General features: G+C 25.4%; 20 protein-coding genes and 7 pseudogenes. 17 read left to right on the plus strand and 10 right to left on the minus strand.

Going from position 1 to position 26,802, the window contains the following annotated elements:
- Positions 1-144: 144 nt before the first annotated feature.
- Positions 145-3,633 (minus strand): ABC transporter permease, encoded by a 3,489-nt coding sequence (locus tag AACK91_RS04700; RefSeq protein ID WP_338964611.1) that lies wholly within the window; start codon positions 3,631-3,633, stop codon positions 145-147.
- 450 nt (positions 3,634-4,083) lie between these two features.
- On the opposite strand from AACK91_RS04700, the gene AACK91_RS04705 reads away from it, so the two are divergent.
- The 12 genes and pseudogenes from AACK91_RS04705 to AACK91_RS04760 form a co-directional block, all read left to right on the plus strand.
- Positions 4,084-4,239: a hypothetical protein gene (locus tag AACK91_RS04705; RefSeq protein WP_338966611.1), complete on the plus strand. Its 156-nt coding sequence runs from the start codon at positions 4,084-4,086 to the stop codon at positions 4,237-4,239.
- Positions 4,240-4,346: 107 nt separating this feature from the next.
- Entirely contained in the window at positions 4,347-4,496 is a 150-nt protein-coding gene (locus AACK91_RS04710) for a hypothetical protein (RefSeq protein WP_338964613.1), read from the plus strand.
- Positions 4,496-4,747 carry a hypothetical protein gene (locus AACK91_RS04715; protein ID WP_338963620.1) on the plus strand — a complete coding sequence of 84 codons (252 nt, stop codon included), beginning with the start codon at positions 4,496-4,498 and terminating at the stop codon, positions 4,745-4,747. Before AACK91_RS04710 ends, AACK91_RS04715 begins: the two co-directional genes overlap by 1 nt.
- Before the next feature lie 410 nt (positions 4,748-5,157).
- Positions 5,158-6,120 carry an IS1/IS1595 family N-terminal zinc-binding domain-containing protein gene (locus AACK91_RS04720; RefSeq protein ID WP_338963247.1) on the plus strand — a complete coding sequence of 321 codons (963 nt, stop codon included), beginning with the start codon at positions 5,158-5,160 and terminating at the stop codon, positions 6,118-6,120.
- Between the two features lie 322 nt (positions 6,121-6,442).
- Positions 6,443-6,877 (plus strand): annotated as a pseudogene (locus AACK91_RS04725) (DUF3627 domain-containing protein).
- 151 nt (positions 6,878-7,028) lie between these two features.
- Entirely contained in the window at positions 7,029-7,232 is a 204-nt protein-coding gene (locus AACK91_RS04730) for a DUF2649 family protein (RefSeq protein WP_338964616.1), read from the plus strand.
- Positions 7,232-8,244 (plus strand): annotated as a pseudogene (locus AACK91_RS04735) (hypothetical protein). Before AACK91_RS04730 ends, AACK91_RS04735 begins: the two are co-directional and overlap by 1 nt.
- Positions 8,237-8,497 (plus strand): annotated as a pseudogene (locus AACK91_RS04740) (hypothetical protein); the annotation flags it as partial. The pseudogenes AACK91_RS04735 and AACK91_RS04740, both read left to right, overlap by 8 nt.
- A 50-nt stretch (positions 8,498-8,547) precedes the next feature.
- Positions 8,548-8,886 carry a hypothetical protein gene (locus tag AACK91_RS04745; protein WP_338964619.1) on the plus strand — a complete coding sequence of 113 codons (339 nt, stop codon included), beginning with the start codon at positions 8,548-8,550 and terminating at the stop codon, positions 8,884-8,886.
- Positions 8,801-9,824: pseudogene (locus AACK91_RS04750) on the plus strand (spiroplasma phage ORF1-like family protein); the annotation flags it as partial. The gene AACK91_RS04745 and the pseudogene AACK91_RS04750, both read left to right, overlap by 86 nt.
- A 74-nt stretch (positions 9,825-9,898) precedes the next feature.
- A complete protein-coding gene (locus tag AACK91_RS04755; protein ID WP_338964624.1) occupies positions 9,899-10,861 on the plus strand; it encodes an IS1/IS1595 family N-terminal zinc-binding domain-containing protein in 963 nt (320 codons plus the stop codon).
- Between the two features lie 98 nt (positions 10,862-10,959).
- Positions 10,960-12,156, plus strand: a pseudogene (locus AACK91_RS04760) (spiroplasma phage ORF1-like family protein); the annotation flags it as partial.
- A 256-nt stretch (positions 12,157-12,412) separates the two neighbouring features.
- Here AACK91_RS04760 and AACK91_RS04765 read toward each other — a convergent pair.
- Positions 12,413-12,610, minus strand: coding sequence for a lipoprotein (locus AACK91_RS04765; RefSeq protein ID WP_338964626.1), 198 nt, complete (start codon positions 12,608-12,610; stop codon positions 12,413-12,415).
- A 119-nt stretch (positions 12,611-12,729) separates the two neighbouring features.
- Here AACK91_RS04765 and AACK91_RS04770 point away from each other — a divergent pair.
- Both AACK91_RS04770 and AACK91_RS04775 read left to right on the plus strand, forming a co-directional pair.
- Positions 12,730-13,700 (plus strand): annotated as a pseudogene (locus tag AACK91_RS04770) (IS30 family transposase).
- A gap of 421 nt (positions 13,701-14,121) precedes the next feature.
- Complete coding sequence (locus AACK91_RS04775) at positions 14,122-15,339, plus strand: Mbov_0401 family ICE element transposase-like protein (protein WP_422397320.1); 1,218 nt, start codon at positions 14,122-14,124, stop codon at positions 15,337-15,339.
- Positions 15,340-15,591: 252 nt separating this feature from the next.
- Here the strand turns inward: AACK91_RS04775 and AACK91_RS04785 are convergent.
- From AACK91_RS04785 to mutM, 3 genes and pseudogenes are all read right to left on the minus strand, one after another.
- A pseudogene (locus AACK91_RS04785) lies at positions 15,592-16,099 on the minus strand (thiamine pyrophosphate-binding protein); the annotation flags it as partial.
- A gap of 91 nt (positions 16,100-16,190) precedes the next feature.
- Positions 16,191-17,081, minus strand: a complete 891-nt coding sequence (gene fba, locus AACK91_RS04790; RefSeq protein WP_338964636.1) for a class II fructose-1,6-bisphosphate aldolase — start codon at positions 17,079-17,081, stop codon at positions 16,191-16,193.
- A gap of 332 nt (positions 17,082-17,413) precedes the next feature.
- On the minus strand, positions 17,414-18,247 hold the full coding sequence (mutM, locus tag AACK91_RS04795) for a DNA-formamidopyrimidine glycosylase (protein WP_338964639.1): 834 nt from the start codon (positions 18,245-18,247) through the stop codon (positions 17,414-17,416).
- A 217-nt stretch (positions 18,248-18,464) separates the two neighbouring features.
- On the opposite strand from mutM, the gene AACK91_RS04800 reads away from it, so the two are divergent.
- The 3 genes from AACK91_RS04800 to AACK91_RS04810 all read left to right on the plus strand — a co-directional run bounded on the left by AACK91_RS04800 (position 18,465) and on the right by AACK91_RS04810 (position 20,834).
- Complete coding sequence (locus AACK91_RS04800; protein WP_338964641.1) at positions 18,465-19,109, plus strand: DUF2278 family protein; 645 nt, start codon at positions 18,465-18,467, stop codon at positions 19,107-19,109.
- A gap of 149 nt (positions 19,110-19,258) precedes the next feature.
- A complete protein-coding gene (locus AACK91_RS04805) occupies positions 19,259-20,143 on the plus strand; it encodes a hypothetical protein (protein WP_338964643.1) in 885 nt (294 codons plus the stop codon).
- Between the two features lie 76 nt (positions 20,144-20,219).
- Complete coding sequence (locus AACK91_RS04810) at positions 20,220-20,834, plus strand: GNAT family N-acetyltransferase (RefSeq protein WP_338964645.1); 615 nt, start codon at positions 20,220-20,222, stop codon at positions 20,832-20,834.
- Between the two features lie 5 nt (positions 20,835-20,839).
- On the opposite strand, the gene AACK91_RS04815 is transcribed toward AACK91_RS04810, so the two are convergent.
- From AACK91_RS04815 to rnmV, 5 genes are all read right to left on the minus strand, one after another.
- Positions 20,840-21,802: an IS1/IS1595 family N-terminal zinc-binding domain-containing protein gene (locus AACK91_RS04815; RefSeq protein ID WP_338963247.1), complete on the minus strand. Its 963-nt coding sequence runs from the start codon at positions 21,800-21,802 to the stop codon at positions 20,840-20,842.
- Between the two features lie 125 nt (positions 21,803-21,927).
- Positions 21,928-24,534, minus strand: a complete 2,607-nt coding sequence (gene polA / locus AACK91_RS04820) for a DNA polymerase I (protein ID WP_338964647.1) — start codon at positions 24,532-24,534, stop codon at positions 21,928-21,930.
- Between the two features lie 67 nt (positions 24,535-24,601).
- Positions 24,602-25,345, minus strand: coding sequence for a 4-diphosphocytidyl-2C-methyl-D-erythritol kinase (locus AACK91_RS04825; protein ID WP_338964650.1), 744 nt, complete (start codon positions 25,343-25,345; stop codon positions 24,602-24,604).
- Positions 25,345-26,196: a 16S rRNA (adenine(1518)-N(6)/adenine(1519)-N(6))-dimethyltransferase RsmA gene (rsmA, locus tag AACK91_RS04830; RefSeq protein ID WP_338964653.1), complete on the minus strand. Its 852-nt coding sequence runs from the start codon at positions 26,194-26,196 to the stop codon at positions 25,345-25,347. Before rsmA ends, AACK91_RS04825 begins: the two co-directional genes overlap by 1 nt.
- 4 nt (positions 26,197-26,200) lie before the next feature.
- Positions 26,201-26,737, minus strand: a complete 537-nt coding sequence (rnmV, locus tag AACK91_RS04835) for a ribonuclease M5 (RefSeq protein ID WP_338964655.1) — start codon at positions 26,735-26,737, stop codon at positions 26,201-26,203.
- Positions 26,738-26,802 lie beyond the last annotated feature (65 nt).

The following is a 26,802-nucleotide window of genomic DNA, read 5'->3' on the forward strand; positions in this document are numbered from 1 at the left end:
ACTTTTTTAATAACATTTTAATCAGAAACTACTTTATAACAATAACTATATAATTAGTTTAGCAAAAAATAAGACATAATCTAAAATTTAATAACTTTTTAATAAAAAATGTTATCCATTTTTTAAATTGGATAACATTTAGTTTTACTCTGATGTAATATTTGTTGGTTTATTTTTCTTAATTTTTCAAATTCCAACCGTAATAACTAATAATAGAATTATTCCAATTGCTGCTGTTGCAATTGAAACAACATAAGTAGAAAAGGAAGGTATTAACAACATTCCGGTGCTTTTAAAGACAACATTAGCAATTAAACTCCATAATAACTGTGCAATCACGTAACTTAAGATATAACCAATAATGATAGCTAATAAATAAAATCCTAGCACAATTGAAATAATTTTTCATGTTGGATATCCAAGCACTTTTAAGGTCAATATTGTTCGTCGGTTTTCATCAAGCACCATTGAAATTAAAACAGCTAGAATTAAAGCAACAATAACAATCGTTAGTCCCTCTAATACATTAAGAACATCGCGGACGGTTCGCATTCCTTGCGAATAATTTTCTCGTAATGTATCAAACGGTCAAATCTTATGCAACCCATTTAATAATTTTAAATTTGTTCTTAAATCCAGTGCATTAGTAAAATCAATCTTTTTATTATTATCAAACATTGTAAAATCATAATTATCTGTTAATGAAAACGAGGACATAATACGATAAGGTTGTAAAGCCATTCCGCTCGGACCGGCACGAGAAGCAACAACATTATAATATGAACCAAGTCGGAACACGATTCCCTTCCTTGTCACATTAACTCATTGGTTCATAACAGTAACTAACGAATCTTGATTCATATAAATATTCCCCGAACTAATATCGGCATCATCTGAACCAACCACTTTAAAAGCAACCGGAACATAGCCAATCGCATTTGTGATTCGGACATTTAATTTAAAAATATCTCCCGGATTAATATCCATTGATTGATAAACTCGTTTTGCTAAAATAACTGGGATTGGTTCATTAATTGGCATATTTAAATCATGATTTACTGGGTTGTCACTAATTTTATAACCAAAAACTTCTTTTTGGGCAACATCAACTGGCGTATTTTGAGAGCGATAGTTCAACAATTGATTTCGTTGTGTTTCATCACTTGATAAACCAACAACATTTAATTGTGAAACAGGATTTTTAGCATTTTTTACATCATCTGGACTTCAACCGGCCGTTAGAAAGACATACGGGAAATCATAAGCTGGATCATACACCATATATGGTCCTAAGTAAATATCAGAGTACTGACCATTAGTTGATGAACCCAAACTATTAATCATATTAATTCCAGTAATAATAGTTTGAATATCTGCTTCGGATAGACCTTTACTAATTAAACTTGGTTTTATAATATTTATTATTTCAATTAACCAATCTCATCCATTAATTCATTCCCCAGTTTTATTATCTTTAACTTTATAGTTAACAATTGCCTTAACTGTTTCAGAATTTAAATAAGGGTATTTGTTAGTCTTAGCATCATATTTAATCTTACTTTCAACAAGATTTGGCCCACTTGGATCACCAATAATATTTAGTAAATCACCACAACTTTGTTGTGCCCCAGCGGAATTATGACTTGATAATTTTAAGAAACACATTAATGGATCTGGAAAATTAAAAGTTTTATCATCCTCTAAGACTTGTGCTCGATAATAATATTGATCACGTTCATTGGTTGTAATTCAATTATAAGGTTTACTATTGTTTGCTTCTTGGGCAATATCTTGTTGATCAGAAGATGCAATTAAATACGATTTTATATCATCTTTAAAATATCGGAAAGAATCATCAACAATGCCTTGGGCCATAACACCGGCATCTAATTGGAAAATTAATAAGAAGGATGAAAAAGCTAAAACAACTAACACCATTACTCATTTTCCGAATGATTTTAAAGCAAAGGTAAATGATAAATGAATATTAAAGGATAATCCAAAGTGGGCATATTTTCTTACTTTTCTTACTCTTTTAGCACGGAAATTTAAATTTGACCCTTTTAAATCATAAATTAAATCTAAAGCTGTTCTGCTTAAAAGAACAAATGAAATTAAAAACGCCACCGCAACAAAGATAAGGGGAATAATAATTGTTGCGGTAATAAAAATAACTGGATTAAAATAAAAGAGTGCTAATGGTAGACCAACTGAATATAAGTTTGAAGAAGTAAAATACATTTGTAATGGTAAACTCATAACCCACCCCAATAAACAACCAATTAGCGTTGTAAAGACAATATTAAAAGTAAAAACAAAAGATAATTCCCAACGTCTATATCCTAAGGACTTTAAAACCCCAATTTGGCGTTTTTGATGAGTAATATCCTTTTTAATAAAAAAGGCAATAATAATTAAAATAATAATTGAACAGGCAACCGCAATTGAGGTATTAATAATAAAACCAGTATTTGTTAACATTACCACTTGGCCTGGTAATGATGATTCAAAAGCAACAATCGCATTATCTGGAGCAACAAAATAATTACCTAAAACCTTGCGCAACAATGCAACTTTTTGAGGATCAGTTAAGTCGCCATTAACATTAATAAAGCCAGTAAACTTTTCTTCACCATTAGAAAAGTTTTGTTTAATCATATTATAATTTATGTCATTCATAAATAATAATGAACCATTCCTTAAATCAATTATTTTACTACCACTAGCAACTGTTGATAAGCTTGCTAAACTAGGATAAATATTACTATACTTAGCACCATAACCTGCAATCTTAAATTGTAAATTTGAATTATTTCCTAAATTAAAATTTCCACCAACATTTAACGAATTATAGTCTGCATATTGCTTACTTAAAATAATATTGTTTTTTGCTATCTCAGTAACGGCCCCACCAATTGTTACATCATAAACACGATTAAATGGAGTATAAAAAATATCATTTCCTCGTCACCCATCACCATTAAATAATAAATTTTTATCTTTATTAACAGCAACAGCATTAAAATATTGGGTGTCTTTAGCTAAATTATTAGCAACAAACTGATAACTAACATCGTAACTAAGATCTAAAGTAACATTATCATTATCAATTAAAGCTTTTAACTGGCTTTTATCGGGATGATGAATAATATAACTTAAAAATGCCAAAGGAAGATTACCATTAAAATTCTTAACTAACGCAGCAAAAGATGCTGTCCCTGTTTGTTTATTTAAATATGATGGTTCTTTTGATCATGTACAAATTTGATTATTTGTTAAATCACAATTTAAACCTAAAACATCTGCCTTAATATTATTAAAAGTTAACCGATTGGTATCAATTTTAGTGTCATCATAAAATTGTGCTAAAAAAGCACGATTATTTCCATTAATTTTTCAATCCGGATTTCTCTTATAAACATTATTATCAATATTCAAACTATCCACCCCAATTTCATAATGATACGGGATACTATTTCTTTTAACATCATTTAATCCATTTTTAACTTGAAAAACAGTCGAAAAAAGTGCTGTAAAGGTTAATACTGCTCCAATGATAAACAAAATCAACCCAATAAATTGCGTTATTTTTTTTGTAAATCCCCGCGTAGCCTCTTTTGCAAGATTTAACATATGTTCCACCCATTTCAAATATATATTAAATTTATTATATAAGAAAAATAAAATATTTTTAAAAAAATATTCCAAATCTTTAATCAACTAAATAAGCACAACTAAATCGTTTAATTTGGTAAATCATTCGTACTAATTCAAAACCAATATCTGTTAACCGATATGAAGAATATGTCACATTATTTTTAAGATAGACCTTTTTCTCAAAAATATTTCTTTTAATTAAATTATTAAGGGTTTATGTTAACACTTTTCTAGTGCATTCTTTTAAATGGTGATGTAATTCATTAAAACCACATTCTTGTTCATTGAAAACATTAATTATTTTTAAAGACCATTTTTGTGAAATAATTTTAACAAAACTTTTAATCGTTGCCACATTGTGATCACAACAGCTACTCTCACAACGACAGTCATTTCCACAGCAAATTTCATCATGGCATCGTGTAAGTGAAGTGCAACAAATCAACTCAGAAAGGAGTTGATTTTTTAATGGAAAGAAAACATTATTTTATTTTACGGTCCTTAGTAACTAAGTATGGAAAAGATAATGTTATTAATACGGTAAATAATATTGTAATTAATAATGAAAAAGAAGATGAATAAATTATCCGCGTAATTTATTAGCGGTAATTTATTCAATATAGTTTATTTTGAGCGTAGCGAACACGCGAAGCGTGCCGCGAAAATTAGATTTTTAGGAGGAATAAGTTATGCCAGTTTGATTAACGACAATTTTTAGTGTTGTTATTATACTAGGTATTTTTGCGTGAATTGGTTTATCAATTTATCAAAAAATTCGCCAAATTCGAGGAAAGAAAAAAGATAAAAAAGAAATTGAAAATAGGGGGGATAAAAAATAATGTTAGGTATGTATTTAACAACAGCAATTAATTTTTTAGCAGTTGGTGATAAACCTACTATTTCAGATGGAATGGGTTCTATTTGAAGTGGTTTAGGGCAAGCAATGATGAAAGTTAAAGAAGCAATTTATGCTGTATTACCACAATTAATGACCTTTTTAGGTGATGCGTGAATTATTTTAATTCCATTTGGTATTTTTGTTATCATTAAGATTTTAAACTTTTTCCGTGTTATGGTTAAAGTATTTTAATATTTATTATTACTGATCATATATCTTAGCTATGGCACACTAGCTTTTATGTGAGTTGATTAAATAATTTTGTTGTTTATTTTTGTATTACACACTGTCTATAAGTTATTATTGAAATTATTAGTAATGAAATAATTGTTTTAAAGTAGGATTTAATAAAAATAAGAATATTTTTATTAAGGGTCATATTAATAGTAGTTTTGGAATATAAATTTTTATAATATTCTTTATAAATATATCTACTTTCTTTTTAAAATTTGTAGGCAGTGTGTAGTGCAAAAATATCAATTTAATTATAAATGATTAATTTTATATTTTAATAACTATTATCTTTAATTTTGTCGAAAACTCTTGATATTTATAAAATATACCTAAAATTAGGTATATTTTTAATATATAGAGGTAAATAAATGATGAAAAAAATAATTACAGAATTAATAAATAGCTTAACAGATGATCAATTTTTAGAATTTTATGAAAAAATAAAACAACAAGCAGACTTAATTAAAAAACAAAAACGTTTAAATGAAATTGATCAAAAATTTAGAGATAAAGGCATTATATGTCCTAATTGCAAATCTTTTCATTGTGTTAAAAATGGTCATAATTCCGAAGGAAAACAAAAATATTTATGTAAAAAATGTCGTGCTAGTTTTGATGCATTTCGTCATCATTTTACTTATTGAAGTCATTTAAATTATGAACAGTGAAATTTATTAATTCAAATTTCATTGTTAGGACAATCTAGTAAAATAATTTCTCGTTTTATTAAAACAACCCCAAAAACCGCTTGATATAATCGACAAAAATTAATGCAATCAAAACAATTAGAAAATACACAGTTAAAATTTAAAAAATTAAATGGTCAAATCCAAATGGATGAAACATTTATTAAAGAAATTCATAAAGGCAATTTTAAAGATAAATTTGATAAACGAAAAACTCATCTCGATCCATTTTCAACTGATACCAAATGCTGTATTCAAATGGCAGTTGATAGCAATAATAATATTTTTGTTCAATCCACCAATACCAAAAGATTACAAAAACAATGGATTATTGAAAATATGAATAAGCAACTAATTAAAGAAAAATCAATAATTATTTCTGATATGCAACCACTATATTTATTAGTAGCAAAACAAACAAATTCTACTCTATATTCCACCAAAACTAGTACAAACCCTGATACTAGTTATCAAAAGTTAAATAAGATTAGTAAATTACAATCCAGTCTTAAAGAAGCCTTAATTCATTATCATGGTTTGGGTTTCACTAATATTCAAAATTATTTAAAGCTCTGAAAATGAAAATACCAACACAAAGGTTTAACACCAAACCAACAATCAACGGTATTATATTTTAACGTTTAAAAAATTTAAAGCAAAATCATAATCTTACACAAAATTAGTTTTCAAATTGTCATATTGATGATTTTTTTTATTTCATCAAGAGTTTTCGACAAAATTAAAGACTATTATTAAAAATTAAATAGTATTTTTCAGTGTGTCAATTTTTATTATTTTATATATTTAACATTGTTAATAACATTGTTTATTAAACATTAAATAAACAATATATAGCATTATGTATAACATTGTTAATAATCAGTGTTTTTATCAATAAGTAAACAATATATAAACATTAAATATAACATTGTTTATTAAATAAATATTTAGTTAGGAGTTGATAAAATTGAGTAATTTTGTTAAGAAAAATCAAAATATAGAAAATTATTTTATTCGTAAAGAGTTGATAGTTTTTGAAACAGAAAAAGCAATTTTTATAAATTTACCTAATCATAATCGTCATATTGGTTTTTGGTTGAGTAATAAATTTATTTATCTGAGTGAAAAACACTCAGAACAAGTAGCAATCGGTTTGATTTATGATAATTCTTATCCTATTGTAAAATATGATGAAAATTTAAAACGTCATGTGTGAAAATATTTAACTGGAGCAGAACTAATCAATTTGTATAATCAATACAAATAAAATTATTTTACACAAATGAAAAAAGCAATATTTCCTGGTGAACCTCAAAAAGTAAAAACAACTAACAATAATTTAACAAATTGAAGTGATGAAAAAGTAGATAAATTAATTAATGACTTGAAGGACTTAAATTAATGGGTTTATATGATTATTGAGTTCAATTTGTTAGTTATATTATTGGTTCAAATGCTCATGAATTTTTATATGTCATATCATTTGTATTATTTATCGTTTTATTTTTGGGGATGTTTTTTAAACTTATTCAGAAAATGTGGAGTTTTTAAATATGCAAAATGATTGAGAAAAATTAAAAGAGTTTTTTATTTATGTATTTTTGTTTATAGATAAAACTAATGTTGAAATTATTACAACTTGAAATTTAAATCAAAATGAATATTTAACTCTTATGATTGGTATTTGAATTGTGATTTTATTTTTAACGTGGTTTTTATTGTGAATGGTTTTTAAAATAGTTGGGTATTTTAAGTAATGAAAAAATTTATATTTTTCTTAAAAAATTATTGTTATATTGGTGGTTCAATGATTTTGTTTAGTTTAATTGATTTATTACTTTGAATAATTTCATTAAATTATACCGGTTTAGTATTTTGATTATTGTTTGCTTTGCAATGTGTTTATTTTGTCTGATGAGTTTGAAAAAACATATTTTATCAGTTGAGTGCTTTTCGTTTAGTTAATTTTGTTTGAGATAATCCGTTATCAGTAATTATTGGTAAGTTAGGGACGGGAAAAACTTTACTTTTAAATTATTTATCACAAACTATGAAACTATTAACAGATAAGATTTATAGTAATTATCCGTTAGAAGATGATAAAGTTAAAGTTTTAACATTTAAAAATTTAGATTTTACAGATAGAACAAAACCAGTTCCCCCAGATGATAGTGTTATTTTATTTGATGAAAGTTATTTATATATTGATGGAACTAGTCCCCACGATGAGAAAAAAGTTCGTAGTGGTAAAATTCCGTGAATTGTATTAGCAAGACATTTTGGTAATCGTGCTTTATTTACTGCTCAGCGTGAGGGTATGATTTGAAATAATATTCGACAATTAGCAAGTGGTATTATTATTCCAATTTCATTGAAAAAACCTATTGCTAAAAAGGATTTAATTTTTTTAATCGTTTCTTTATTATGCGAATTGGTATTTTTCAAGATATTACAGATTATGAAATTTGAAAAACAAAATCAGTAGAACGAACAGCCGAAGGTAAACGAGCAAAACACAAGTCGGATGTTGGGTTAGGAATTCGGTTTTTTAAAATAATTATTCCATTAGAATTTGCACAGAAATATGATAGTAAATGATTAAAGTTTGTTCGTGATTTAAAAAATGATGAAATAGTTAATTATAAAGAATATTATTGGTCAGAAATTACTAAATTAAGTGTTAAAGAGCGTTTAGCATTGTTTGATATTGATATTTTGAAAAAAAATTTAAAACCTAAAAAAGAAAAAGGAAGTGATAAAGATGATTAATTTATTATCAGAAAGTAATAATTGAGATAAGATTTTTAGTTTGATTTTTGATGTATTTTTGTTTATTTTTGATGTAATTTGAAATACTAAATTACCAATGACAAATACAACTATTGCTTATTTTATTATCTTTTTTATGGTTGTTAAGTTATCAATTTATGCTATCCACGGAACAAGAACACAATATAATGAATTAGGTTCAACTGTTAAAAACAATACATCAAAATTGTATGCTTCAACAGTACGTGGTGTTAAAAAAGCACATAAGGCTAATAAAAATGGTCGGTGAAAGGAAACAGATTAATGATTAGATTAGTTTTATTAGTTGCTGCAATTGCTATTTTTGGTACTAGTTTTATTACGGTGATTATAAATCAATTAACATCAGCAAAAAATATCATTATGGATTTATATAACTCAGATACTTTTTTACTTTCTTTGTTTGGTAAAATGGCAATTTTGTTTAGTCATCCATTAATGTTAACAATATCAAGTTTATATATTGTTGGGTTTATTGTTTCAAAAACATTGTATAGTTGGGGGTTGAATTATAAATATGAAAAAATCATTATCTTTATTTGCCATATCTATTTTAGGTATTTTAGGTTTAATTATTCCATTTATTACTTTAACAGCATTTAAACCCTTAAATCAGCAGAATTATACTGTTAATTAACAAACAATGGGAATGAATGAAACTGATTTTATTAATACAATGTTTTTACGCAGTAGTTTTTTTGAAAACTGGTCTGAAACAAATTACTTTATTAATCCAACTCTAAAAACATCACAAACATTAACTTATAATGATAAATGATATTTAGACTTTTTAAAGGATAGTTATTCAACGGGAATTTCATTTGATAAGCCTAGTGATGAGTTTATGGATTTATATAAAAATTGAGATACTTATGCTAAACAATATAATATTGATAAATTCTATGATGTTGATAAAAAACAATTTTTAAAAGAATTAACTAATTTTTCTTATTCTTTTGCTAAGTATTTTAATACTGTGGAAGTTATTAATAAATTAGAAAGAGGTATTGATAATTTACAATTAGTTAAAATGATTAATGAGTTTTGAATACAAATTCCTAGAACACAGGCACCTAATAAAGAATTTTTAACTGCTACTAATAAATGATATTTTTATGGAGAAAAAAGAAATGGTCAATATTTGCTTACAAAATTTTATTTTGATAATAATTTTATTAAAAATCAAAACACTTGATGACAACACTTAAAAAATGATTCAGATTTTATTTGAAACTATAATTTAGTATATCGTTGAGATGGAAACGGTGAACCAGAATTACCAGTTGTTGATAATGATGGCAAATTAAAATTATATACTGAATATTATCAAAATGTTCGTTCTTTTTTGCTTAAATATATTGATGTTATTGTACAAGAAAATATCCGAATTCAGCAAGGTGGTAATCCAAACTATGATGACCCAAATTTGGGTAGTGAAAGAATAATTTTTGATTTTGAAATTATTAATAATATGGAAAAATTAGATTGAAAACCTGATGTTATTTTAACTAGAAAATCAATTTATCGGATGATTTCTTTAATTTTGTCGAAAACTCTTGATATTTATAAAATATACCTAAAATTAGGTATATTTTTAATATATAGAGGTAAATAAATGATGAAAAAAATAATTACAGAATTAATAAATAGCTTAACAGATGATCAATTTTTAGAATTTTATGAAAAAATAAAACAACAAGCAGACTTAATTAAAAAACAAAAACGTTTAAATGAAATTGATCAAAAATTTAGAGATAAAGGCATTATATGTCCTAATTGCAAATCTTTTCATTGTGTTAAAAATGGTCATAATTCCGAAGGAAAACAAAAATATTTATGTAAAAAATGTCGTGCTAGTTTTGATGCATTTCGTCATCATTTTACTTATTGAAGTCATTTAAATTATGAACAGTGAAATTTATTAATTCAAATTTCATTGTTAGGACAATCTAGTAAAATAATTTCTCGTTTTATTAAAACAACCCCAAAAACCGCTTGATATAATCGACAAAAATTAATGCAATCAAAACAATTAGAAAATACACAGTTAAAATTTAAAAAATTAAATGGTAAAATCCAAATGGATGAAACATTTATTAAAGAAATTCATAAAGGCAATTTTAAAGATAAATTTGATAAACGAAAAACTCATCTCGATCCATTTTCAACTGATACCAAATGCTGTATTCAAATGGCGGTTGATAGCAATAATAATATTTTTGTTCAATCCACCAATACCAAAAGATTACAAAAACAATGGATTATTGAAAATATGAATAAGCAACTAATTAAAGAAAAATCAATAATTATTTCTGATATGCAACCACTATATTTATTAGTAGCAAAACAAACAAATTCTACTCTATATTCCACCAAAACTAGTACAAACCCTGATACTAGTTATCAAAAGTTAAATAAGATTAGTAAATTACAATCCAGTCTTAAAGAAGCCTTAATTCATTATCATGGTTTGGGTTTCACTAATATTCAAAATTATTTAAAGCTCTGAAAATGAAAATACCAACACAAAGGTTTAACACCAAACCAACAATCAACGGTATTATATTTTAACGTTTAAAAAATTTAAAGCAAAATCATAATCTTACACAAAATTAGTTTTCAAATTGTCATATTGATGATTTTTTTTATTTCATCAAGAGTTTTCGACAAAATTAAAGGATGATTTTAACAATTGATGAAAATAAAAATATTATTGCTGGTAGTTTAGAATTAACACATTTTAAACAATATTGGGATGGTAATAATGCAAATAGTTATTGGTATACTGATGATTTAGGTTTTTTATTTTCTTTCATAAAAGAAAAAGAAGATACTTTTAATTTTAGTGCTGAAACTTATAATTATTATCAAGGTAATTCTCCTAATATTGGTAAAATGGTTTTTGAACAGATGAAAGGTCAAATTGATATTAATAAATTTTTAAAAGCCTTTTTTACCCATGCTTTGGTACCTGTATTTCAAAATCGCAGTAATTTTATTGAAAGTGGTTATATTGATAATTTACAGTATGATACTGTTTTAATTAATTTTTTTGGTTTAAAATTGATTAATTTTAGAGATGTTTTAATTGATGAAACTAATACTAATAAAAATCAATTTGAAAAACTATTAAATAGTATGTTTACGGTTTCCCAAAATTTTTATAAAGATTATTTACGTACCATTTTTGATTTAGAAAATGATACTTATGTACAAGGATATAATAAAAAATATGGTTTATTAGCAAATAATGGTTTTAAAATTTATCCTCGTTATTTTTATTTTTCTGATAAATAAAATCAATTAGACATTAAATTGTATTCAGCATTTAAAAATCGTTTTTATAATACTAATTATGGTAATGTATTTAATTATGATTTTTCAGTTGCAAATAATTATAATATTAATCAAAATGAAGGTTATATTTTTGAAGGTGCTTTAAAAGATAAATACGGTTTAAAATACAAAAAAATTGAAGAACAAAAAATCGGTTATAATGTTTTTGAATTACAAGCCCAAAAAGAAAATGATATGTACCGTTATTATGATTTTAATTTTGGAATTTATAACTGACAAGAAATAAATAATGGCGGGTTGTTTCCTGATGGACAATGATGACAAGCCCAATATGAAAGTTGTAGTTGATATAATTTAGCGTGTCATATAAAAAATGCTGCAATTTGAATTGTAAATAATATTCCCGGTGTTAAACAAGTAAACGAATTAGCAAGCGGTGTTGGTAAAATATTTCAAACAATATATAGTTTTTTTAGTCAAACATTTGAGGTATGAAAATTTAGTCCAGCATTATATAATACAATAACAAATATATTCCTATTAATTATCTTTATGAAGTTTGTTCGATTAATTTAAAAAAGGACTTGTTAGTCCTTTTATTCTTTTCAATCAATTATTAGTCCTGTGTCTTTATTAATTTCTGGTATTTGTGGTTCATTGTTTTTATTTCAACGATATACTAAATTATAGTTTCAAATAAAATCTGAATCATTTTTTAAGTGTTGTCATCAAGTGTTTTGATTATTAATAAAATTATTATCAAAATAAAATTTTGTCGTTATATAATTATTTTCATATTTATTTATATAAAAATATCATTTATTAGTAGCAGTTAAAAATTCTTTATTAGGCGCCTGTGTTCTAGGAATATTAGTTCATTTGCTATTTTCTGGTAGTTGTTGTGGTTATGGTGTAGGTTTATTACCCCCCCCCCGTTTTCATTATTATTTGGTTTTTCACAACTAATTAATGTTGTTGTACTTGTTGCTGTTAATCCGATTACTCCTAAAATACTTAGTAACTTTTTCATATTTTACTTCTCCTTTATTAAAATTACTTGAATGCTATAATTGATTTTATCATATATCAATAATGTATTAAATAATTTTAATATTAAATTTATAAATTAATGAAAGGTATATAAATGTTATGTATAGTCATTTAAGTTTTATTGATAAGGTTAAATTGGAAAAATTATTATTATCAAAATTATTTTTAAAAAAGAATGGTGAAATAAATATTTCACAAATTGCTAAATGTTTGAACAGAAATCGTAGTACTATTTTGCGAGAAATTAAGCGTTTTAAAACTATTGATGAATATAGTGCTTATAAGTCAGATAAAATGTATTATGAGAAAAGAAAAAAGAATAATAAAAGATATAAGTTTACAGAAGAACAATTAAATTTTATTAATATAAGATTTAATGTTTATCGTGATTCTCCATCACAACCTATTCATCGTTATTTTCTAAAGTTTGGTATTAAATTTCCTGTTTGTGTTAAAACATTGTATAAATGAATTCGTTTGGGTTTTTATGGTTTTTTAAAACATAATTTACGTCATTGTGGTAAAAAATATAAAACAAAAGGAAAATTTGATAATCGTGGTAAATTAATTAATTTTAAATCAATATGAGATATTGAGAATAAAGAGACTGATGTTGGTTGATTTGAAATGGATACCATAGTTGGAAAAGAGCATCAATCTAGTAATTTGGTTTTAGTTGAACAAAATAGTAAAAGTTATTTTGTTATGAAATTAAAAAATCATACTGCTAATGAAGTTGTGGAAAAGTTTAAAGATATTGTTATAAGTAATAATTTATTTGGGAAAATTAAAGGAATAATAACTGATAGAGGAAAAGAATTTAGTAAATGAAGATAATTAGAAATATTTGCTGAAACACAAGTTTATTTTTGTGACCCTGGTAAACCACAAAAAAACCATTAATTGAATATATGAATTCTGAACTTAGACAATGATTTCCTAAGGGAACTGATTTTAATAATGTTAGTCAACAAAAAATAAATTGAGTAGTTAATGTTATAAATGATAAATTAAGGCCTGTTCTTAATTGAAAAACAGCAAAAGAGGTATTTTCAGATAATTTTAAATAGGTTTATTTGAAGTAATTTAATAAATTATTTTTTAGTGTGCTTAATTTTCCTTAAAATAAAATAAAAACTATAAATATTTTGATTTTTAAAAATTTATAATTGATTTTTTATGATTTTTATTGTATTATTTGACTAATAAGATTTGTTGCACTTCATTTTACATAATTCCGTTCATAACTAATAATTCGTTTTTTGTTATTAATTTTTGTAAAATCTTGCATTTTTAATTAACCTCCTTTTTTTGATAAAATTATTTGAAGTATTAAATATTGTAATTTAAAAAAATTGTTTAATTACGAAAGGAAATTATAAAATGGAATTAAAACAAAATTTATTAGGAAATTATAAATAAAATAAAAGAATAGAAACAAACAATGAAGTTAAAAATTTATTTATTAATAGAGATAATGAGATATTTAAATTATATCAACAAGGACAAATATTACAAGGATATAAGGTGATGTCAAAATTGCCAAAAACAATTAAAACAGAATATGGAGATTTTCCTATTAAAAGAAGATTATATGTTAAATATGATGAAGAAAAAAAAGAAAATATAAATCGTTATCCTTTAGATGAAGAATTAGGCTTAAAAAAATATGAAAGAATCGAAATAAATTTAAAAGATAAATATATGTCTTTTATGGTCGATGGAAAAAGATATAAAGATATTTTGCATACAACAGAGAATGCAAATATTAGCGAAAGAACAATATCTAATATTTTTAAAAATGCCGATTTAGAAAAAGTTGACTATATAAGCAACAAAAATAACAATAAAATTAAAATTCCAAATAATGTTTTATATATTCAAATTGACGGAGCTTTTGAACCAATGCGAGAAAATAAAAAAAGAGTTGAAAATAAAATATTTCTTGCTACTATGCATGTTGGTGTTGATAAAGAAAAGTCAACAAAAACCAAAATAAAAATGAAAAAGAAAAAAGGCGTTTTCCAAATGATGAATAAAAATCATAATAATAAAAATAATAAATCTAATATTGATAATTTTATTGATAAAATTTTTAAATTAATGGATACTTATGATATTAATGAAGATACTAAAATATTAATATTAAGTGATGGTGAAAAACAAATTAAAAAAATTTATAGAGCAGTAAAAGCAAAATATAAAAATAACAAGGTATCATATAGCTTAGATAAATTTCATCTTACAAGTATATTTAAAAAAATATATCCCTTTCAAAATAAAAATAAGGAAAATAGAGAAGCATATCATAAAGCTGTTGATTATTTTTTTAATGGTAAATATGAAGAATTATTACAGTGTTTAGAAGATAGTAAATTTTTTATAAGCGATTTTAAATTAGATTTTTTGAATAAAGCTATTAGATTAATTAAAAATAATAAAGAAGGCATTAGAAATCAAACATTATGAAATAATGTTGGTTGTCATATGGAAGGTGACATTTCTCATTATTGAAAAGGAACTATGATTAAAAAAGCAATTTATAGTGAAAAAACTATTAAAAATAAATTAAATGCTAGTATGATGGGATTAAAAAATAGAATTAATTTATTTAATAATAATGAACAACCGCTAGAAGAAAATAGAATTAATTATTTAGTTAATAATTTTGTAAATAATAATTTACAAAGAAATTTATATTTTTATTAATTTTATCTAATAAATTAAATAACTTTAATAAACATGTATTTTTAGTCTGGAAAAATTTAAAAAATTAGAAAAAAGTGTTGACAATAAAATTAAAAGTAATACAATTTAACTAAGTAAGTGGTATATTATTCCACAATTTCTAAGAAATTAATTTAAGACCCCAAAATAATTTATTCGACCTAATTTTCTCATCATATGCTGAACCTAAATCATAATTTGATGAAAGAACTAACGCCTCATGCTGAATATCTTCGGCATTGACAATATCTTGGGGTAACGAGACAAAAGCAGCCCCTTTTCGTCCTGTTGTTGCTTCTCGAAAAGCATTCGCCAATGCTTATGAAATATTATTTGGATGAACTACTTCTTTACTATACTTTGTAATTGGTTGAAACAAAGCAGCATTGTCCATTGCCTGGTGTATTCTTTTTAGACTATCTTCGCGACCAACATTCCCGGCAATCGCAACAACGGGATCACCTTCAGAGTTAGCTGTCACCAAACCTGTTGCAAGATTTGAAGCCCCCGGCCCACTTGTAACTAAAGCAACTCCTGGCTCACCAGTAATTCTTCCAACTGCTGCCGCTATAAAAACAACATTTTGTTCATGCCTTGTTAAAATTAATTCCGGACCATGATCAACTAAAACATCAAAAACCTTATCAATTTTAGCTCCTGGAATCCCAAAAATATATTTGAAATTTTGGTTGATTAAAGTATCAACCACAATATCAGCACCTGTTTTTTTATTTTTACTCATTTCTATCCCTCCTGAGTTCTATAGTAAATATAACACCAGTATCATTTAACAATGAAACCTCAGAAAAAACATTTCAGATTTGAAATGTTCTTTAAGCTTTACCTTTGCAACCAAATCATGCTGTTAATTCATCAAATGTTGTTTTGATTGCTTCATAACCTGGCTTCAATAATTTACGTGGATCAAACCCTTTCCCATTTTCTGGTTTATCTTTCCCCGCTTCAATATATTGTCTTGTTGCCGCAGCAAAGGCAATTTGTAATTCAGTATTAACATTAATCTTGCTAATTCCTAATGAAATCGCTTTTTTAACTTGTTCTTGCGGAATACCACTTCCACCATGTAAAACCATTCCAATTTTAGCAGCGGCTTGAATATCTTCTAATGCTTGAAAATTTAATCCTGGCCATCCTGTTGGATATGGTCCATGAATATTTCCAATTCCTGCTGCTAATAAATCAATCCCTGTTGCAACCATTTCAGACGCTTCTTTTGGATCACCGATTTCACCAGCACCAACAACACCGTCTTCTTCACCACCAATTGTTCCAATTTCAGCTTCAACTGAAACGGCATTTGGTTTGGCATAAGCTACCACTTCTTTTGTATTTATCACATTTTCAGCAAACGGATGATGACTACCATCATACATTACTGAAGAAAATCCAGCATAAATTGCCTTTTTACAACTTTCTACTGATTGACCATGATCTAAATGTAATGCTATTGGAACCGTAATTTCCAATGAATCTAATAACGCATTAACCATTGCAACAACTAAGTTATAACCTCCCATATATTTAATTGCTCCTTCTGAAGCACCTAAAATAATTGGTGTATTTGTTGCTTGTGCCACTTCTAATAATGCTTTGGTTCATTCTAGATTATTAATGTTAAAATGACCAACCGCATATTTATTCTGGTGTGCTTTTTTAATCATTTCACTAGCATTAACTAGTTTTTTATGATATTTTTGTTCCATAATTTTTTTCCCTTCTAAATATAAAATCTCACGTTATTATTATAAACTTTTTATTATAAAAAATCGTACAAAACAAAGCATTTTCTTAATTTTATCCAATTTACCAAAACTTACCAAAAAAAGTAGAAAAAAGTAATGATTTTTAAAAATTTTACTCACTTTGCAAAATCCTATGTTATTATGAAATTACTATATGGCAACATATAGTAAACAAACAGAACTTATCATTACCTGATGGATGGGCCTCCTAAAAGGTAATACCCAAAGATAGGTATCCGTTAGTAAATAGTTTTTTTATAAAGGGTACTCCTTATCAAAGGAGTACCCTTTTTTTATTTTAATTTTTGACAATAATTGCAATAGTAGGTTCCGCGTCCATTAACAAAAATTTTATCAACTTCGTTTTGACAATTAACACATTTCATTTTATTTCGCCCATGAACTTTTAACTGCTGAACAAATTTTCCATCCATTCCTGGTTCAGGATGATAAGTTGCAATTGTTGTTCCACCTTCATTAATTGCTTGTTGAAGAACAACTTTTGTATTATCAATAATATTTTGATAATCTTGATCAGTTAAGTTTTTTGTCTTTTCACCAGGATGAATTTTGGATGCAAATAAAACTTCGTTTGCATAAATATTTCCAATTCCAACAATGACATTTTGTTCTAATAATGTTGTCTTAATTGGTTGTGATTTATTTTGCCAAGCATTTTTTAAATATGAAACAGTAATTCTTTCATCAAATGGTTCATATCCCAATTTATTTAATGGGGCTTGTTCTAAATAAGTTCTTTTATCATATAGATGCATTGTCCCAAATTTTCTGGTATCGTGGTAACGCAATTGAAATTGATGATCAAGTTCAAATAAAACCATAATATGTTGTCATTCTCCCGGTTCATCTTTTTTTGTAAAAAAATATTTTCCTTCCATTCGTAAGTGACTAATTAAAACATAATCATCTAAAATAAAAAGTAAATGTTTTCCCATTCGATCAATTTGATTAATCTTTTGGCCAACAACTTCTTTAATAAAAATTTTTGAATCAGTTGTAGCTTTTATTATTTTATTTCAGAAAATTTGACAATCAGTAATTGTTTTTCCTACGACATATTTTGTTAAAATTCGACGGACCGTTTCTACTTCTGGTAATTCTGGCATATTCTTCCTTCTTTCTTATTAATAATTTAATTTTATTTTTATATACTATAAAAATCAAGATATTAGTTTAAGAACATTTTGAAACCTGCAAATAATTTACAAGTCTTTAAATTAATATGCAAATAATTTGATACAAATGGTTGCTAATGGTATTTTAAATGTTTTTCGCATAATATAAATATATGGTCCACAGAAAACATTTAAAATATTAAGAATGATGGGGGGGAATTATAAATATGAAAAAAAATGATTATTTTTTTTAAAAGGAATCCTAACTAACTGTCATCCCACAGTACAAGGTAACCCCCATTTTGATTTAGAAATTACTGATAAAAATAACTGAACATATACTGTAAACATTAATGTTCGTTCACGAATTAAACCACATGATGTTTTATATTTTATTAAACAAAATTATCAAAATTATATTGTTGATCGCTGTTTTAGTTTAGATGATACCGTTCATTCCAATTTAACAACAGGAGACGATGGATACTGCTTAGATTATTTAAAAGGTAAGTTATTTGACCATAATTTTGTTACTGTCTTACCATACGTTGGAGAAAAAGAGACAAGTGCATTAGAAACGTTATTTAGTCAGATGATCTCACCAACTTTAAATAATTCAAAATATAGAATTGGGATTTGAGGAATGAGTTATGGTGACCCAATTGATGGTGTTCACGATGTTCATATGAATCAAGGAAATGAACACAAATTTGCAAAAGAAAATGGAACATGACAAGACGGAGCATTTGCCATATACAATACTGAAACAGAAACTGTTGAAAATATTATCTTTATTATGTTCCAATCACAATGTACAACAACAGATGATGCTGGAAATTGTTTAAATAATTAATAAAAGACATTATAAAATAATCCAATGTTTTTTAACTATAAATATATCAAAAAAAAAACAAAAACTAATTTATTTAAAATCTATATTATACTATACATTAATTTAAGAACATTAAGATATAATAAAATTAAGAATTAGGAGGGATAGTTGTGCCAGAATGAGGAATCATTGTCTTAGTTATTAGTGTTATTATCATCTTTGCAATTGCTATTTATGTTCCAATTATGTATCGAATTAGAAGTGCAAAATTTAAAAAAGAACGAACATTTGATCGTCGAATAACTGTTGATAAGCTTAACGATAACCATCGCCACTTACTATTAGAAAAATCACTTAATCGTCCTTTTTACAATAAATATTTTACTAATTTAATAAACGAATACGAAGTTAAACCATTAAAAACAAAGATTGTTTTTAATTTAGATCTTTTTGAAAGCGATTATGCAAACATTATTGAAATGTTAGTTAAAGCAAGTGATAAGAAATATCAACCACTAATTAGTTATTTAATTGATAATGACTTAAACTTGTTAATAACAAATATTTTTTCAGAAGTTGCTAATCACTTTATTATTCCTAATTTGGAAGCTTTAAATGAACAATGAGAAATTATAAATGATGTTTCGGATGAATATTATGCCCAATGAATTTTAGATTACCGCCAACAAACAATTAATTTTATTTGTAATACTTATTTGCCGCTTGTTTATCAAAATATTCTTGAATTAATTAAAACTACCGATGCTACAAAATATACTGATGAAATTGAAACAATTATTTCAACAAAATATCAAACAATAATTTTTAATAGTTTAAAAAAGAAATTTGTTAGTTTAGCAAACGAAATGATTACAAAGTTTGAAAAAATTGATAATGGCATTGATAATGAACAAGCAAAAGCAGATTTATTAGCTGTTGCTCAAAAATTTAGAGTTAATCTTGAAAAAATATATAATCAAAATTTTAATATTAATAAAATTGAAAAAATGCTTGGCAAAATAAAAAGTACAATAAAAATACTAATTATTAATTAGTATTTTTAATTTTTATGCAAAAACAATATCTTAAAACCATTTTTTAAATACAATATTCAAAAAGGAGTCGCTTATTATGCAACAATATTATTTAATTTTAGAACAAAACAAAATCATTGAAACTGAACGTTTAATTCTGCGTCCAATTACCCCCGCAGATGCCAGTAGCATCTTTGAATATAGCAAAAATATTGAGAACATAAAGTTTCTAGAATGAGCTCCCCACCAGAATATTATGGAAACAAGAAAAATAATTGCACAACTCTTTTTGAGCCAACCACTAGGAAAATGGGCTTTAGAGTTAAAAGACACCCACCAAATGATTGGAATTATTGATTTACGGTTAGATTCAATGATGCCAAATGCAAAAATGGGCTATATTGTTAATAAAAAATATTGAGGAAACAATTATATTTTTGAAGCAGGGAAAGCAGTTATTACCCTAGCTTTTGAAAAAATGAAGTTAAAATGAATTTTTGCTGAATGTGATATTGAAAACACCAATTCAGAACAAGCAATGATTAAAATGGGAATGGAATACTTAGGAATCTTACCGTGTCAAATTACAACAAATTATGGTCAAAATAAAAATCATACTTTAATTTTGTCGAAAACTCTTGATGAAATAAAAAAAATCATCAATATGACAATTTGAAAACTAATTTTGTGTAAGATTATGATTTTGCTTTAAATTTTTTAAACGTTAAAATATAATACCGTTGATTGTTGGTTTGGTGTTAAACCTTTGTGTTGGTATTTTCATTTTCAGAGCTTTAAATAATTTTGAATATTAGTGAAACCCAAACCATGATAATGAATTAAGGCTTCTTTAAGACTGGATTGTAATTTACTAATCTTATTTAACTTTTGATAACTAGTATCAGGGTTTGTACTAGTTTTGGTGGAATATAGAGTAGAATTTGTTTGTTTTGCTACTAATAAATATAGTGGTTGCATATCAGAAATAATTATTGATTTTTCTTTAATTAGTTGCTTATTCATATTTTCAATAATCCATTGTTTTTGTAATCTTTTGGTATTGGTGGATTGAACAAAAATATTATTATTGCTATCAACTGCCATTTGAATACAGCATTTGGTATCAGTTGAAAATGGATCGAGATGAGTTTTTCGTTTATCAAATTTATCTTTAAAATTGCCTTTATGAATTTCTTTAATAAATGTTTCATCCATTTGGATTTGACCATTTAATTTTTTAAATTTTAACTGTGTATTTTCTAATTGTTTTGATTGCATTAATTTTTGTCGATTATATCAAGCGGTTTTTGGGGTTGTTTTAATAAAACGAGAAATTATTTTACTAGATTGTCCTAACAATGAAATTTGAATTAATAAATTTCACTGTTCATAATTTAAATGACTTCAATAAGTAAAATGATGACGAAATGCATCAAAACTAGCACGACATTTTTTACATAAATATTTTTGTTTTCCTTCGGAATTATGACCATTTTTAACACAATGAAAAGATTTGCAATTAGGACATATAATGCCTTTATCTCTAAATTTTTGATCAATTTCATTTAAACGTTTTTGTTTTTTAATTAAGTCTGCTTGTTGTTTTATTTTTTCATAAAATTCTAAAAATTGATCATCTGTTAAGCTATTTATTAATTCTGTAATTATTTTTTTCATCATTTATTTACCTCCATATATTAAAAATATACCTAATTTTAGGTATATTTTATAAATATCAAGAGTTTTCGACAAAATTAAAGAAATCATAAAAATTACGGCATAAAAAATGCTGATATAATTTAATTTTATTTTAAATTATATCAACTTAAACCTGCTTTCATATCAACTAATAGTTTAACATCTAACGCTGTTGAATCTTCCATTAAAGTTTTAACAATTGATTTAACTTGCGCTAATTCATTTTGTGGAATTTCAAAAATTAGTTCATCATGAATTTGAGCAATTATTTTTGCTTTTAAATTTAATTTTAGAAATTCTTGATCAATATTTTTTAAAGCAATTTTAATGATATCGGCCGCACTACCTTGAATTGGCATATTCATAGCAATTCGTTTCCCAAATTCTCGCTGAATATAGTTAAGATCATTGATTTCAGGAACATATCGTTTTCGATTAAAAATAGTTATAACATAACCATTTTGTTTGCAAAATTCAACTTGACTATCAATAAAAGCTTTAATTGTGGGAAATTGCTGATAATAATTATTAATAATTTCTTTTGCTTTATAAACAGGAATATTTAAATCAGTTGCCAATCCAAAATCACTAATTCCATAAATAATTCCAAAGTTAACAGCTTTAGCGCTGCGGCGAATATTAGGCGTGATTTCTACTTTTGATAAATTAAAAATTTTCATTGCCGTATTAGTATGAATATCTTCATTATTATTAAATGCCCTAATTAAATCGGAATCTTTTGACATATGAGCTAGAATTCTTAATTCAATTTGTGAATAGTCACATGATAATAAAATATTATCTGTTGTTGAAACAACAAAAATTTTTCGAACTTCTTTTTGAACTTCATCACGAATACTAATATTTTGCATATTTGGTTCAACCGATGAAAGCCGTCCGGTATTTGTTAACGTTTGTTTATAAATAGTATGGACTTTGCCATCATTAAAAATATACTTTTCCATTCCCTTTAGATACGTTGAATATAATTTTTGATACTTACGATAATCTAAAATCTTAGGAATAATTTGATGAGTATCCTTTATTTCCTCTAAAACTTCTTGGGCTGTTGAACCTTTTTTTCGATCAGGTAAAGAAAAATCACAATATAATAATTCTGATACTTGTTTTGGTGAATTGGGATTAATCTCTTTTTGAGCAATGGCATTAATTTCATTATTTAATTCTTGCACAATTTTTTCAATTCGTAATGTTTGAGTTGTTAACTCATGTTGGTCAACCTTTACACCATTAATTTCCATTCGTGCTAGTGCAAAAGCCGTTGGTAGCTCAATATTGTAATATAAATCATATTGTTGATTAGCCTTTAATAATTCAATAATCTTTGGCTGCAACTTATTAATATAAAATGCTTTTTGTCCAATAAACTGACTTAATTTAACAATATCAATTGGAATTTGTTTTTTAACCCCTTTCCCATAAAATAAATCATCGGTTAAAATTTGTTTTTTTTCAAATAAATTAATATACGTATCAAGGGTATTTTTTGCGTTAGAATTATAAACATATCCCGCCAACATCATATCATAACTAATATTTTGCACAGTAATATTATCACGCGCTAAAGCTAAAATTAAACTTTTGGCATGATAAGTTATCTTTTGATAATTTTGGTTGTATAAAAACTGATGTCATAATTTATCATATTTAGCATGAATATAATCAAAATAAAAAATTCCTTTGGAATTAACGATCCCAAAACCAATAATTTCTGAAATGTGATAATTTTCATCAAATAGTTCTAAATAAACAGTAGTGTTGTCTTCATTATATTCTTCTTTTCATTCCTCAATAATTTCAACTTTTAACTCTGAATTTTGTAAATCATCTTTGTTATTAAATAATTTTGTAATAAAAGAATTCATATTATATTTTAAATAAAATTGCATTAAAACATCATAGTTCGGTTGAAATGGCGTAAACGCAAATTGCTTTAAATTAATATCACAAAAAATTGTGGCAACTTTTTTACACAATAATGCATCCCCTTTACTATTTAATAATTTTTGCTGTAATGCCCCTTTGATTTGATCAAGATTATCATATAAGTTTTCAATTGAATGATATTCTTGAATCAATTTTATTGCTGTTTTTTCACCAACACCAGTAACTCCTTTCAAGTTATCAGAAGGATCGCCCATTAATCCTTTTAAATCAGGAACTTGTACTGGTTCAACCCCTCATTTTTCTGCTAAAGCCGTCTTATCAATAACATAGGCTGTATCACCTTGACGCGGGACCAAAATATTTGTTTTATCACTTATTAATTGATACAAATCTTTATCACTTGAAAAAATATCAACATAAAAGTTCTCTTTTTCTGCTTGTTGCGCCAAACATCCTAATAGATCATCCGCCTCATACCCCTCTTGTTCTAAATATGGGATTTGATAACTATCTAAAAATTCTTTTACAATTGGAAATTGTACGATTAGTTCTTCTGGTGTCTTACTGCGTCCATCCTTATAATCAGTTAACAAATCATGACGAAAATTCTTTTTTCCTTTATCAAAAGCAACAACAACGCTATAATAATTATTTGATTTTAAAATTTTATTTAACGTATTAGCAAAAGCATAAACAGCATTAGTTGGAGTTCCATCTAAACTTTTTAACATTTTAACATTATAAGCTGTAGCATAAAATGCTCTAAAAAGTAACGCATTCCCGTCAATTAACAATACTTTATTCATTTTATAATCTCCTCATTTATGTTAAATTATAGCCTAAATTAATTTTAAAATATACTTTAAAATTAATTTATCATACTAAAAAAGCACCCCCACTACCTGATAGCATAACATTTTGGTGTTCTTTTTTTAAAGTCATATAAAATTTTTTTAACTTTGAATTAATTTTAAAAGCAGGTTGTTGCAGAATATTATAGTAGGTATTAGTATTTTTCTTTGTTTTATAATAGTTATAATTATAATCAAACTCTTGATAAACATCTTTTGTAATTAATGAAATTTTTGAATCAATAACTTTAAGATTAGGAATTTCATATTTTTTAATTTGTTTAGATGTTAAATATGTAATTTTATTACCACAGCCAGAAATAATTGCTGGTTTTTCTAAGTAAAAAAATAAAGCATCTGAACTAAGACTTTTAATTAACTTTTTAACTTTTTTTGAATAATAATTAATCTTAAAAAAATTACAAATTAGTTTAATAACAGCAACAGCATTACTAGCCGAATAACCTAAACCAGAACCAATTGTTGTGTTTTTAATTAAATTAATATGTAACGGAATTGTTTTAAATTTAGGAAATACTATCAAGAACTTATGATAAGCATCTAAAACAGTATTATTATTTCAATCAAGTTCTTTTTTATTACAAGTAAAAATTGTTTGTACGCCTTGATAAGGCAAAACCTCAACCATATCATATTCTAATTTATAAGGAAAAATAATACTTTGAATTCGATGCATTTTTTTTCATCGATTTCTACGAAAAACTTTTAATGTTAAATTAAATTTACCATATGATTTAATTTGCATTATTGACCTTCTTTCTCATTTTGTTTAACTTCATTATATAATAAATAAAAATCATTTACGGTTAATCTTTCTGATCGTAAAGTTAAAGAATAATTTAATTTTAATAAAATATTTTGTGCCAATGTTTTATCATATAAAATAGTTGCTAGATTATTTAAGATTGTTTTTCGCTTTGTCGCAAACATTGCTCGAATAAATACAATAAAATCTTCTTCATTTTTTAAATCAGGATATTTTCGATTTAGTTTAAATTTTAGAACAACACTATCGACTTTAGGAACAGGAACAAAATTATTGCGTCCAACTAAACAAACTTTTTCAATATCACTATAAAGTTGACAAACAATCGAAAGATTATTATACGCCTTTGAATTTGGTTGAGCCATAATTCGATCACCAACTTCTTTTTGCATCATTAAAACAACTTCTTTTACTTTTGGATTCTTTATTTTTAATAATTTAAAAATAATTGGAGAAGTAATATAATAAGGAATATTTGAAATAATATTAATTGGATTATTATCTGGAAATTCAGTTGCAAACAATGTTTCTAAATCAAGTGTTAAAATATCTGCTTCAATAATTTTAAAATTTTGATTTTGAAATTTTACTGTTAAATATTTTACTAAATCAGGATCAATTTCAACACAAACAAATTTATTTGCTTTTAATAAAATTTCATTGGTTAAAGCTCCCATCCCCGGACCAATTTCTAAAATATTGGTTTTTGGAAATTCAAATGCACTATTAACAATTTTATTGATAAAATAAGAATTTGTTAAAAAATTTTGGCCTTTACTTTTTTTGGCAATAATTCCTTCTGCCCACATTTCCTGATTTTGTTTTTTCATATTATTATTTCTCCTCTAAAGTTTTAATTAAATCATCTTTTGTTATATTCATATAGTTTAAATATTTAAATGTTGTTTTATTATTTGTGAGAGCTAAATTATAATAATTAATAATTTTTTGACGTTTTAATTTTGAATCAACAAGATTAATATAATCACTTCATAATAAACTATCACCAGTCTTGTTACTAAAGGTAATAAGATTGATAATACTATTTTTAATTGCGGAGATAGAAGCTTCTGCAACCCCCACCTTTTTTCCTCTAATTGCATCAACTTTATCAATAAAAGCATGAATACAATTATTGTCTAAATAATCACTAATGATTTGTCGCAATTTTTGACCAGGATGATCAGGGTCGGTAAAAATTATTATTTTATTATGTAAACTAATTTTTTTAATTAATGCTAACTTTTCTGTTGTAATTCCACTCCCCCCAGTTTCAATTATTTCAAGATCAGGAAAAATGCTTTCCAATTTTGCCGCATCTGTTTTGCCTTCTACAATAATGAATGTTCCCACTGTCGCCTTTTCCCCCATAAAAATCTTTTTGGTTTAATTTATCATAATTTTATAGTATAATTATACTAGACTGTTATATTAAA

This window comes from Spiroplasma endosymbiont of Sarcophaga carnaria (assembly GCF_964019595.1).
Taxonomy (GTDB): domain Bacteria; phylum Bacillota_I; class Bacilli_A; order Mycoplasmatales; family Mycoplasmataceae; genus Spiroplasma; species Spiroplasma poulsonii.